This is a genomic window from Streptomyces niger (genome assembly GCF_000718305.1).
In the GTDB taxonomy this organism is placed as follows: Bacteria; Actinomycetota; Actinomycetes; order Streptomycetales; family Streptomycetaceae; genus Streptomyces; species Streptomyces niger.
On sequence record NZ_JOFQ01000005.1, the window covers coordinates 342,790 to 354,276 of the forward strand.

Consider the following 11,487-nt stretch of genomic DNA (forward strand, 5'->3'; position numbering starts at 1 on the left):
GACGGACGAGGAGAACCGGCACCGACAAGAAGGACGAGAAGAACGAGGAGAACGAGGAGGGGAAGGCGAGAAAGGCGAAGAAGGCGAAGAGGACGAGGAACCACCCCGAGGCGCATCTCTCGGTCCGGCGGCCCGGTGGCCGCGTCTCAGTCCAGCGGCTCGGTGGCTCCCGTTGCCGGGAAGGGAGTCAATGAAGCTCCTGGACGTCCCTCGGGTGGCAGCGCAGGACGACCATGACGCCGCGTCGTCCCGCCCCCGAACTCGCTTTCCCTCCGTGCCGCAGGGAAAGCTCTGTCACCGGCCCCTCGGGGTCGGGGGACCGCCACATGGCCATGCGATACGGATTGCGCCTCTTCAGGCGCGGTTCCGAGGGCGTGAGCCAATGCCACTCGTCCGATGGCTCGGGGAAACCCGGGTCGTTCCAGGAACCGGCGAACACCGGCTCCCCGAGCACGCCCCGGGCTGCGGCGACGTACTGCGACCACACTGCGGCCCCTTCTTCCAGAACGAGTTCGTCCTCTTCCGGCGAGCCGGCCGTGAGGTGCCACACGGTGTACCCGACCGCCGAGACGGGGCTCCACCCTCCGGAGTGGACCGGTTGGAGGACCAGCTGTGTTCCCGACATGGTGCGGACGCGCAACACCCGCTCCACCGATATCGGGCGCCAGCCGAACAGCGCACACCAGTCGTCCAGGCTCGGACCGGGCATGGGCGGACCGGACCAGACAGCCGGCCAATCCACGTACCCCAGGCCTCTGAGCTCTTCAGCCATGTCGTCGGGGGACTGTTCGGCGGTCGACTCACCCATTGCGTTCCACGCCTTTCCTCATACTTCCCAGCGATACTTCCCAGCGATACTTCCCAGCGGCCGCCCCGAATCGCGGTCCGCCGGGTTGCAGCAGCCGTGACCGATCCTCGCACCGGTGCACTCCCGTCGATCGGCCGGTGCGGTGCACGGCTTCCTCCACGCGGTAGCAACAGGAGCAGCGCAGCACGCACTTGGTACCGGTGCCGCACGTAGGGTGAGACCTCGTCATGTGATCGTCGCTGCGGGGGGATGTGGCCATGTCCGGGAACGGGGTCCAGGCCAGGAAGATAATGATCGGGGGCGGGCCCGCCGTGCTCGCCCGGCCGGACGGAGCACTGCTGGTCGATCGCCGGGCCGGCCCGCATCACTGCGCTCCCCTGAGCCGTCTCGCCCAGACGCCCGACATGCTCCGGCAGTTGGCCGCGTACGGATTCGACCCGTATGCGGTCGCGGCTCCCGGCGAGCGGGTGCCCACACTCGCCGTCCGAGCCTGGCTGGACCGCATGGCCGCGTGCGGTCCGATGGTGGACGGGGACGGTTTCCTCGCGTTGAACAGGGAACGCGAGATGGTCGCACTCGTCCACCCCCTCTCCGGCGGCGAGGGAATGATGGTCCCGGTGGACGGCATCCCCACCATCGCCCCGGGGCTGCCCTCCCAGATCACCCCCGGTTGCGTTCCCGAAATGAACAACGGCCACGAGGCCGTGCCCTGGATGCTGGCCCAGCTGAACACGGTGCGCCCGAAGTCGCAGCATCTCGGTGACTCGATGGTCGCGCTGATCGAGCAAGGGTGCACGGTGCCGGACATCCTTGCGCTGCTGGACCGTTCCGACCCGGCGCTGACCGACTCGCTGGCCGTGCCGATCTCCGTGATGCGGGCGGACATCGCCTTCCACGAAGCACGGCAAGCCGGCGGACGGCTGTATTACGGAACCCAGCTGACGACGGGCGATATCGCACCGACCGTCGCGGACAGCTGGATCGTGGCCGGCGGCGCCGATGATGCTTTGGCCACCGCCGAAGTCCTGCTCACGGGGAACCCGGACGCCACCGTGGCGGTGGTCGCCGAGAGGATCGACCCGGCGGCTCTCCACACCGCCCGGTACGCCGAACTGTGCGCCCGGTACGGCACGACCGAGAGCGGCGACGGGCGGCTGGTGTTCCATATCGGAACCGCGCCCGGCTCCGTCCGCTTCGACGAGCACGCCGGCCTCTTCACCGAGGGTTCGGTGACGGCCGAAGGGTACGCGGCCTGTCTCGGGCGGGCGGCGCAGCTGCCGGTCGCCGTCAAAAAGCTGACGGAGTGGGCGGAAGGGCACTACGGACGCATCACCGGATGCCTCCTCTTCGACGAGTACCGCCAATACCTCGGCTACCGACTCAACTTCTGCGCGGAGGACTTGATACGTCAGGTCGATGTCACGGGCGCCGCCTCGTGGACACTGCCCGCAGAGGCGTTCCCCGCGGAACTGGCGCACCAGCTCAGCGCACTCGGTCTGCGCGCGGTACCGCCGGAGTCCGGCAGCTCCCCCACCGACCTGCTGCCCGTGGTCGAGCAAGCAGCCCGGCTGGCCGGAGCACGCCGGCGGCAGACCGTACAGGTGACGGAGACAATTCCCGAGGGCTGGCTCCAGACCGCCCGGTACCGTCCGGCGCCGTCGGCGGGTGCCGCGCCACAATGGCCCCATGAGTGACACGACGCTGCTGACACTGCCCGAGGTCGAGGCGCTGGCGCGCCGGGCGCACGAGGGCCAGACGGACAAGGCCGGACGGCCGTACGCCGAGCACCTGGCGGCGGTGGCGGCAGGCGTGCGGGCGCGCGGCGGGAGTGCCGAGCAGATCGCGGCGGCGTGGTTGCACGACGCGGTGGAGGACGACGCGCTGTCGGCGGCGTGGCTGGCGGAGGCGGCGCTGACGCAGGCCACGAAGGACATGGTCCTGGCCGTCACGAAGCGGGCCGGGGAGCCGCCGGAGGAGTACGCCGCGCGGATCCTGGCCACGCCCGGCGCGCTGCTGGTCAAGGAGGCCGACCTCGCCCACAACGCGGATCCGGACCGGCTGGCCGTGCTGGACCCGGCGACCCGGGAGCGGCTGACGGCGAAGTACGCGCGGATGCGGGGACTGCTGGGGCTGGCCGGCGGCTGAGTGCCCGTCCGTCCACCCGCCGGACACCCCCACGCAAAGATGCCCAATGCAGCTAACCTGCCGCGCATGAGCGCATCGGACGACACCCAGGCGCGTGTGATCGCTGCTCTTTCGGGGGCGAGCGTCCGCCGCATCACCACCGGCCAGGTCATCCTCGACTCCATCGACTGGTCCGTACGCAACGGGGAGCACTGGGCGCTGCTCGGCGCGAACGGTGCCGGGAAGACCACCATCCTCCGCCTCGTCGGCGCGATGATGTTCCCCACCACCGGCACCGTCGAGGTGCTCGGGCACCGGCTCGGCACGGTCGACGTACGGGAGCTGCGGGCCGCGATCGGCCTGGTCAGCAGCGCGCAGAAGGTACCGCAGGACCTTCCGGGGCACACGGTCGTCCTCACCGGCGCCAGCGGCACCGTGCAGCCGCTGTGGAAGAAGTACGACGACGCCACGCGGGAGCGCGCGCACGCGCTGCTGTCCGAGCTGGACTGCAAGGAGCTGGCGGACCGGCCGTACGGGGTGTGCTCGGGCGGGCAGCGGGCGCGGCTGCTCATCGCCCGCGCCCTGATGGCCGACCCCTCGCTGCTGCTGCTCGACGAGCCGTTCAACGCGCTCGACCTGCCCTCCCGCGAGGACCTGATCGACACCATGCACCAACTGGCCCTGAACCGGCCGGAGCTGGCGACGATCACGGTGACCCACCACCTGGAGGAGCTGTCGCCGGCCATCGGCCACGCGGTGCTGCTCCGCGAGGGTCGCGTCCAGGCGAAGGGCCCCGTCGAGGAGGTACTGACCGGGGCCGGCATGACGGCGTGCTTCGGCCGTCCGATCGAGGTCACCCGCCACGAGGGCCGCTGGCTGGCCCGCTCGGGCCGCCGCTGACCGCGCCGCGGCCGACCCCGGGACCAGCATGCGGCCGCCCCCGTGACCAGCATGCGGGCGACCCGGTGACCGTGCCCGCACCCGCTGGCTAGGGTGCGGGCATGATCACACCCGCCGCGGCCACGCCGCCGCCCGCCCCCTTACCGGCACTCGCCCAGGTCAACATCGCCCGCCTCAAGGCTCCGCTGGACTCTCCTGAACTCAAGGACTTCGTCGACGGGCTGGACCCGGTGAACGCGCTGGCCGAGGCCGCCGACGGGTTCCTGTGGCGGCTGAAGTCGGAGGGCGGGGACGCCACCGACATCAGCATCTTCGAGGACGACTGGCTGATCGTGAACATGTCGGTGTGGCAGGACCTGCCGTCCCTCACCTCGTTCATGTACACCGGCCTGCACCGGGAGTTCCTGGCGCGGCGCCGCGAGTGGTTCGAGAAGGTCGACGAGGCCATGACCGCGCTGTGGTGGGTCGCGCCGGGCCACGAGCCGACCGTCGCCGAGGCCGAGGAGCGCCTGCTGCACCTGCGGGAGCACGGCCCGACGCCGCACTCCTTCAGCCTCCGTACGACGTTCCCCGCCGCCCTCTGAGGCGCCCTTCCCTGAGCAGCGCGTACCCCGTCACCACCGCGCCCGCGCCCTCCCACAGGCCGACGCCGAGAAAGCCGGTGGGAGCCGCGCCGGAGATCACGGCTGCGGTGAAGACGGCGCAGGTCAGCAGGCGGAAGGGCACCGTCCAGCGGAAGAAGGCGCGCCAGTCGGCCGCGGCGGCGAGCAGGTAGTAAGCGCCCATGTTGAGGGACGCCGTCGACGACGCGGTCAGGAAGGTGCGGGTGTGGTCGGCGGGGGCGCGGACGGCCGGGTCGGCGAAGCCGAGCGTGGCGAGCAGCGCGCCGGGCGCCAGCAGCCCGGTCACCCCCATCACCAGGGCGCAGCCGCCGAAGACGGCCATGGTCCAGCCGGCCGCCGACCGCGGCAGGCCGGGCCGCCGGGGTCTTCCCGACACTACGCGGTGCCGCCGCGTTCGATCGCCTCGGCGACCTCGGCGGTGCGGGCGGCCTCCTCGGCGGCGAAGCGCTCCGCGTCCAGCTTCTCGGCCAGCTCCTCGTCCTGGGCCATGAGCAGGTCCAGGTTGGAGTCGCCGAGGTCGAAGACGCCCATGTCGAGGTAGGTCTGCTGGAGGCGCTTGCCCCACAGGCCGATGTCCTTCACGCACGGGACGATGCGGCTGAAGAGCAGCTTCCGGAAGAGGTGCAGGAACTCGGACTGCTCGGTGAACTCCTCGGCCTCCGCCTTGGGTATGCCCCAGTTCTCCAGCACTTCGAGGCCGCGCAGCCGGTCGCGCATCAGGTAGCAGCCCTCGATGACGAAGTCCTCGCGCTCGCGGAGCTCGGCCTCGGTGAGCTGCTTGTAGTAGTCGCGCAGGGCCATCCGCCCGAAGGCGACGTGGCGGGCCTCGTCCTGCATGACGTAGGCGAGGATCTGCTTCGGCAGCGGCTTGTTGGTGGTGTCGCGGATCATGCCGAAGGCGGCCAGCGCGAGGCCCTCGATGAGGACCTGCATGCCCAGGTAGGGCATGTCCCAGCGGGAGTCCTTGAGGGTGTCGTTCAGCAGGGACTGGAGGTTGTCGTTGATCGGGTAGAGCATCCCGATCTTCTCCTGGAGGAAGCGGCTGTAGATCTCGGCGTGCCGCGCCTCGTCCATGGTCTGGGTCGCGGAGTAGAACTTCGCGTCCAGGTCGGGGGCCGACTCGACGATCCGCGCCGCGCAGACCATCGCGCCCTGCTCACCGTGGAGGAACTGGCTGAACTGCCAGGAGGTGTAGTGCTGCCGCAGCTCCCCGCGCTCCTTCTGCGACATCCGGTCCCAGTACTTCGTGCCGTACAGGGACATCGACTCGTCGGGCGTGCCGAGCGGGTCGTACGGGTCGACCTCCAGGTCCCAGTCGATGCGCAGGTCCGCGTCCCACTGCTTGTCCTTGCCCTTCTTGTAGAGGGCGAGGAGGCGGTCGCGGCCGTCGTCGTACTCCCAGGTGAAGCGGGCCGCGCCGGTGGCGGGCACCTGCCACAGCGACGCGCCCGGATCGGTGACGTAGAGGTCGTGCGTGGACATGGGAGGCCCCCTTCGGATCCCGAACGCCGCGGCGCGTCCGGTAGTTGGCAGGCTCACACGCACCTTACCGACGGGTCAATAAGTCGCGCGCAGGGGATTGACGCCCTTACTGACACGCAGTCTCATAAAACGTGACCGCCGGTAACCCACGAGCGAGGTACCCACAGCCATGACGACAGCTCCCGACATCAGCACGGCGGAGACCGAGGCCCTGCGGGACGCACTCGGGCTGCTCAAGGACCGTGAGCAGGTCGCCGAGCGCCTGCTCGACTCCTCCGCGAAGCACTCGTTCGATCCGGACACCGAGCTGGACTGGGACGCGCCGCTGGAGGAGGGCAAGTGGTTCTGGCCTCCGGAGCTGGTGTCCCTCTACGACACTCCGCTGTGGCATCGCATGCCCGAGGAGCAGCGCATCGAACTCTCCAAGCACGAGGCGGCGTCCCTGGCGTCCCTGGGCATCTGGTTCGAGATCATCCTGATGCAGCTGCTGACCCGCCACATCTACGACAAGTCGCCGACCAGCTCGCACGTCCGCTACGCGCTCACGGAGATAGCCGACGAGTGCCGGCACTCCAACATGTTCGCGAGGCTGATAAGCCGCAGCGGGGCACCCGTCTACCCCGTCTCGAAGACCCACCACAACCTCGGCCGGCTCTTCAAGACGGTCTCCACCACGCCCGGTTCGTTCACCGCGACCCTGCTCGGCGAGGAGATCCTGGACTGGATGCAGCGGCTCACCTTCCCCGACGAGCGCATCCAGCCGCTGGTCCGCGGCGTGACCCGGATCCACGTCGTGGAGGAGGCGCGGCACGTCCGGTACGCCCGCGAGGAGCTGCGTCGCCAGATGACCTCGGCGCCCCGCTGGAGCTGCGAGTTCACCCGGCTCACCTCCGGCGAGTTCGCCCGCGTCTTCTCGCAGGCGTTCATCAACCCGATGGTCTACACGAACGTGGGGCTGAACCGCGCGGAGGCCGTCGCCCAGGTGAAGGCCAGCGGCCACCGGCGCGAGGTCATGCAGACCGGCGCCAAGCGGCTGACCGACTTCCTGGACGAGATCGGCGTCCTGCGCGGCGCGGGCCGCAAGCTCTGGCAGAGCTCCGGCCTGCTGGCCTGAGGAGGCGGCGCCTGAGGCGGCGGAGGGGGCCAACCACCCCCGGACGGCGGAGAAGGGGGCGGTTACGCTGCTGGTTATGAACGGCAGCGGCACCGCCCCAGCAGTCCCCCGCCCCGCCTACCGGCGGCTGAGCGTGGCGGAGCGGCGTGCCCAGCTGCTGACGGCGGCGCTCGGCCTCTTCGCCCAACGCGCGCCCGAGGACGTGTCGTTGGACGACGTGGCGAACGCAGCACAGGTGTCCCGGCCGCTGGTCTACCGCTATTTCCCCGGCGGCAAGCAGCAGTTGTACGAAGCCGCGCTGCGCAGTGCGGCCGACAACCTCGAAGACTGCTTCGCCGAGGCCGAGACCGGCCCGCTGACCCAGCGGCTGGGCCGCGCCCTGGACCGCTACCTCGCCTTCGTCGACGAGCACGACGCCGGGTTCAGCGCCCTGCTCCAGGGCGGCAGCGTGGTGGAGACGGCGCGCACCGACGCCATCGTCGACGAGGTGCGGCGCACGGCCGCCGAGCAGATCCTGCACCACCTGGGCGCACCGGAGCCGGGCCCCCGGCTGCGCATGATGGTCCGTACGTGGCTCACCGCCGTCGAGGCGGCCTCGCTGATCTGGCTGGACGAGGAGAAGCAGCCGCCGCTGGACGAGCTGCGCGACTGGCTCGTCGACCACTTCATCGCGCTGATCCTCGCCACCTCGGCAACCGACGAGGAGACCGGGCGGATCGCGGCCGCCGCCATGGCCGCCGAGCCCCGCGAGGGACCGGCCGGCACCCTCGTGCAGCGGCTGGCACCGATCCTCGGGGGCGCCGCCCACCTGCTCTGAGCACGGCCCCCCGGGTCCGGTGCCGGCGCTGATGTGACACTGAGCGCGTGAGAAGCGAGAACACACCCTTCGTCGGCGGCCCGCTGGACGGCCGGGTGCTCCCCGTGCTGGTCGGCGCGACCGGCCGGCCGCCCGCCCGGTACGAGATCCCGGTCCCCGGAGAGGCCGGCGCGGAGCCGACGGTGCACGTCTACCGGCGCGAGCCGGGCCCCGCCGGGCGGCTCGGGCTGCCGCGCGGCTGGGTGTACGCCTACGCGGCGGACGCGGAGCCCGGCGGGGTCCGCCCCATCTGGCCCTGGAAGCGTCAGCGTTGAGGGAACCCCCGGCCTGACCCGGGCGTTCTTCCCTTGTACGACTCGTATGACGGCCGCCGAACGGGTGACGCCCATCCCCCGGTTCGCCCGCTCCCCGAGCGGGCAGGTGTGCCGCGTGGCACCATCCGAAACAGTCGGATGGTCGGTCCAGAGCGGAGGTGCACGGTGCGGGGACGGTTCCGGCGGACGGTGGGGACGGTGGCGTTGCTGAGCGCCGCCGCCGTGGCACTGCCCGCGGCTCCCGGGTACGCGACACCGCGGCCCGCAGCGCCGCCCGACATCCCCGTGAGCGAGCTGCTGACCCGGCTGCAGAAGCTGTACCAGCAGACGGAGGCGGCCACCGAGGCGTACAACGCCACCGAGGAGGACCTCAAGGCGCAGGCCGAGCGGTCCAAGAAGCTGGACGGCCGACTGAAGGACGCCCGCGCCGACCTGGCGCAGGGCCGCGCGGACGCCGGCCGGCTGGCGCGCGAGCAGTACACCGGTTCCGGACCCGGCGGCCTCTCCCCGTACGTGCAGTTCCTGCTCTCCAAGGACCCCGAGCAGGCGCTGGACCGCGGCCACCTGCTCAAGGAGGCGGCCGGCCACCAGGCCGACACCGTCACCCGGCTCGCCGGCAGCGCCGCGGAGGCGGACAAGCTGGCGACCGCGGCGAAGAAGGCGCTGGAGAAGAAGAAGTCCCTGGCGGAGAAGCAGAAGAAGCAGAAGGCGACCGTCGAGAGCCGGCTGCGGGAGGTGGAGGCGATGCTCTCCTCCCTCTCGCCGGAGCAGCTGGCGGAGCTGAGCCGCCTGGAGCGGGCCGGCATGGCGGACGCGCAGAAGGCCTTCCTCGGCTCCGGCAAGCTCGGCGGTCCGCAGGCCCCCTCGAAGGGCGGGCAGCGGGCGATGGCGTACGCGCTGACGCAGGTCGGCAAGCCGTACGTGTGGGGTGCCGAGGGCCCGGACTCCTTCGACTGCTCCGGACTCACCTCACAGGCCTGGGCGCACGCCGGTAAGCCGATCCCCCGGACGAGCCAGGAGCAGTGGAAGCAGCTGCCGCACGTCAGCCTGCGCAAGCTCCGCCCCGGCGACCTGGTGATCTACTTCCCCGGCGCCACGCACGTGGCGATGTACATCGGCGAGGGCATGGTCGTCCAGGCACCGCGCCCCGGCGCCGACGTCAAGATCTCCCCGATCGCCGCCAACCCCCTCCTCGGCGCCGTCCGCCCCGACGAGGACGCCGCCAGTCTCAAGAACTACACCCCGCCCGAGGTCCCCGAAGAAGCGAAAAAGGGCTCCGACACGGGCTACAGCAGCCCGTCGGCCCCGAAGGACTGACGGCCGCCCGCCCGGACACGACGACGGGGCGGCTCCCCCGAGGGAGCCGCCCCGTTCCGTCCCGCGTGACCGCCCTCAGGCGCCCAGCGAGGCCAGGTACGCGTTGGTCTTCTCCGGCTCGTAGAAGAAGTTCTCGAAGTCGGCGGGGTCGTTGAAGCCGTTGGCGAAACGGTCGGCCGCCGGCTGGAGCTGGCCGGCCGCGCCGATGAGGTTCAGGACGTGCTCCGGCGGCGGGGCCAGCATCGCGTTCGTCCACTTGGTGACGTGCTGGGCGGTGTTCCAGTACCGGTCGAAGGTGGCCTGCATGAAGTCCCGGTCGAACGGCTTGTCCCCGTGCTCGACGATCGAGTCGAGGTAGGCCTTGGCGCACTTGGACGCGGAGTTCGAGCCCTGGCCCGTGATCGGGTCGTTGGCCACGACCACGTCGGCGACGCCGAGCACCAGGCCGCCCGAGGGCAGCTGGCCGATGGGGTTGCGGACGGTCGGCGCGTACCGGCCGGACAGCGTGCCGTTCGCGTCGGTCAGCTCGACCTTCGTGGAGCGCGCGTACTCCCACGGCACGAACTTCTCCAGCAGCTCCAGCGTGAGCGCCAGGTGCTCGTTGGGGTCCTTCACGCCCTGGAAGGCGTCCAGCGGACCGCCGGGGATGCCCTCCCAGAAGAGGATGTCGGCGCGGCCCGAGGTGGTGTAGGTCGGCATGACGAAGAGCTCGCCGACGCCGGGCACGAGGTTGCAGCGCACCGCGTCGAACTCGGGGTGCTCCGGGCGGGGGCCCATGCCGTGCACGTACGCGACGGCCAGCGCGCGCTGCGGGGTGGCGTACGGGGAACGGGAGGCGTCCCGGCCGAACATGGACACCAGCTCGCCCTTACCCGCCGAGACCAGCGTCAGGTCGTAGCGGGAGGCGAAGAAGTCGAGGTCGGAGACGGCGGCGCCGTGGATGACGAGCTGGCCGCCGCGCTGCGCGAAGGTCTCCATCCAGCCGGCCATCTTCACGCGCTGGTCGACGGACTGCGCGTAGCCGTCGAGCTTGCCGACCCAGTCGATGGCGCGCTGCGTGCCCTCGGGCGACTCGTGGCTGCCGGGCGCGGCGACGGAGACACCGAGGCCCTCGATGCGCGGGGCCTGGCTCTCCCAGAAGTTGATCTGCAGGTCACGCTCGTGCTGGAGGGCGGTGTGGAACATGCACTGCGTGGACATGACCCGGCCGGAACGGATCTCGTCGGCGGTGCGATTGGACATGAGGGTGACCTCATAGCCCTTGGACTGGAGGCCAAGAGCCAACTGGAGCCCGGACTGGCCGGCTCCGATGATGAGTATCTTCCGCATGGTGGTGCTCTTCTCTGCTGGGGCTCGCGAGCGGTGCGAACCTATTCGGGGGTCAACTCCAGGGCATGCGCGACGAGCGTGAGCAAGGACTCCACGACCGTGATCCGCTGACGTGCATCCATGATCACCACGGGCACGTCGGGCGGTACGGACAGGGCCTCGCGCACATCCTCGGCCGCGTATTCGGCGGTCCCCTCGAAGTGGTTGACGGCGACGACGTACGGAAGTCCGCAGCTCTCGAAGTAGTCCAGAGCGGGGAAGCAGTCCTCCAGCCGCCGGGTGTCCGCCATCACTATCGCGCCGATGGCACCCCGGACCAGGTCGTCCCACATGAACCAGAACCGCTGCTGGCCGGGCGTACCGAAGAGGTACAGGACCAGGTCCTGGTCGAGCGTGATGCGACCGAAGTCCATCGCGACCGTGGTCGTGGTCTTTTCCGGGGTGGCCGTCAGGTCGTCGGTGTCCTCACTGGCCTGCGTCATCACCGCTTCGGTCTGCAGCGGCGTGATTTCGGAGACCGACCCGACGAACGTCGTCTTGCCGACGCCGAACCCGCCCGCCACCACGATCTTCGTGGCGATGGGGGCCCGCGTACGGTCCGTCTGCCAGCTCTGCAGACCTTCGTCGGCGGCAGGCGTCCCGGCGCTCGCCGTCATCGT

Annotated in this window: 13 protein-coding genes; 8 read left to right on the forward strand and 5 right to left on the reverse strand. The window is 70.7% G+C overall.

Annotation, left to right across the window (positions count from 1 at the left end):
* Positions 1-187: 187 nt before the first annotated feature.
* A complete protein-coding gene (locus tag IF20_RS12435; RefSeq protein WP_234426618.1) occupies positions 188-709 on the reverse strand; it encodes a hypothetical protein in 522 nt (173 codons plus the stop codon).
* 356 nt (positions 710-1,065) lie between these two features.
* Here IF20_RS12435 and IF20_RS12440 point away from each other — a divergent pair, with 356 nt between their 5' ends.
* From IF20_RS12440 to IF20_RS12455, 4 genes are all read left to right on the forward strand, one after another.
* Positions 1,066-2,502 (forward strand): hypothetical protein, encoded by a 1,437-nt coding sequence (locus IF20_RS12440; RefSeq protein WP_199896566.1) that lies wholly within the window; start codon positions 1,066-1,068, stop codon positions 2,500-2,502.
* A complete protein-coding gene (locus IF20_RS12445; RefSeq protein ID WP_052865156.1) occupies positions 2,495-2,953 on the forward strand; it encodes an HD domain-containing protein in 459 nt (152 codons plus the stop codon). The genes IF20_RS12440 and IF20_RS12445 overlap by 8 nt, the downstream gene beginning before the upstream one ends.
* Before the next feature lie 66 nt (positions 2,954-3,019).
* Positions 3,020-3,832 (forward strand): ABC transporter ATP-binding protein, encoded by an 813-nt coding sequence (locus IF20_RS12450; RefSeq protein ID WP_052865157.1) that lies wholly within the window; start codon positions 3,020-3,022, stop codon positions 3,830-3,832.
* Positions 3,833-3,933: 101 nt separating this feature from the next.
* The gene (locus IF20_RS12455; RefSeq protein ID WP_052865158.1) at positions 3,934-4,416 is read left to right on the forward strand and encodes a DUF3291 domain-containing protein; all 483 of its coding nucleotides are present in this window, start codon (positions 3,934-3,936) and stop codon (positions 4,414-4,416) included.
* Here the strand turns inward: IF20_RS12455 and IF20_RS12460 are convergent.
* Together IF20_RS12460 and IF20_RS12465 are read right to left on the reverse strand one after the other, a co-directional pair.
* The gene (locus IF20_RS12460) at positions 4,382-4,777 is read right to left on the reverse strand and encodes a hypothetical protein (RefSeq protein WP_052865213.1); all 396 of its coding nucleotides are present in this window, start codon (positions 4,775-4,777) and stop codon (positions 4,382-4,384) included. The genes IF20_RS12455 and IF20_RS12460 overlap by 35 nt on opposite strands.
* A gap of 53 nt (positions 4,778-4,830) precedes the next feature.
* The gene (locus tag IF20_RS12465; protein ID WP_052865159.1) at positions 4,831-5,937 is read right to left on the reverse strand and encodes a ferritin-like domain-containing protein; all 1,107 of its coding nucleotides are present in this window, start codon (positions 5,935-5,937) and stop codon (positions 4,831-4,833) included.
* Positions 5,938-6,106: 169 nt separating this feature from the next.
* Between IF20_RS12465 and IF20_RS12470 the strand changes: the two genes are divergently transcribed.
* The 4 genes from IF20_RS12470 to IF20_RS12485 all read left to right on the forward strand — a co-directional run bounded on the left by IF20_RS12470 (position 6,107) and on the right by IF20_RS12485 (position 9,499).
* On the forward strand, positions 6,107-7,051 hold the full coding sequence (locus IF20_RS12470) for an AurF N-oxygenase family protein (RefSeq protein ID WP_052865160.1): 945 nt from the start codon (positions 6,107-6,109) through the stop codon (positions 7,049-7,051).
* A gap of 76 nt (positions 7,052-7,127) precedes the next feature.
* Positions 7,128-7,868: a TetR/AcrR family transcriptional regulator gene (locus IF20_RS12475; protein ID WP_110944088.1), complete on the forward strand. Its 741-nt coding sequence runs from the start codon at positions 7,128-7,130 to the stop codon at positions 7,866-7,868.
* A 47-nt stretch (positions 7,869-7,915) separates the two neighbouring features.
* Entirely contained in the window at positions 7,916-8,182 is a 267-nt protein-coding gene (locus tag IF20_RS12480) for a hypothetical protein (protein ID WP_052865161.1), read from the forward strand.
* A 198-nt stretch (positions 8,183-8,380) separates the two neighbouring features.
* Positions 8,381-9,499 carry a C40 family peptidase gene (locus IF20_RS12485; RefSeq protein ID WP_324605566.1) on the forward strand — a complete coding sequence of 373 codons (1,119 nt, stop codon included), beginning with the start codon at positions 8,381-8,383 and terminating at the stop codon, positions 9,497-9,499.
* Positions 9,500-9,574: 75 nt separating this feature from the next.
* Here IF20_RS12485 and IF20_RS12490 read toward each other — a convergent pair whose 3' ends face one another.
* Both IF20_RS12490 and IF20_RS12495 read right to left on the reverse strand, forming a co-directional pair.
* Positions 9,575-10,828, reverse strand: coding sequence for a styrene monooxygenase/indole monooxygenase family protein (locus IF20_RS12490; protein ID WP_052865163.1), 1,254 nt, complete (start codon positions 10,826-10,828; stop codon positions 9,575-9,577).
* A 41-nt stretch (positions 10,829-10,869) separates the two neighbouring features.
* On the reverse strand, positions 10,870-11,484 hold the full coding sequence (locus IF20_RS12495; RefSeq protein WP_052865164.1) for a GTP-binding protein: 615 nt from the start codon (positions 11,482-11,484) through the stop codon (positions 10,870-10,872).
* Positions 11,485-11,487: the final 3 nt, after the last annotated feature.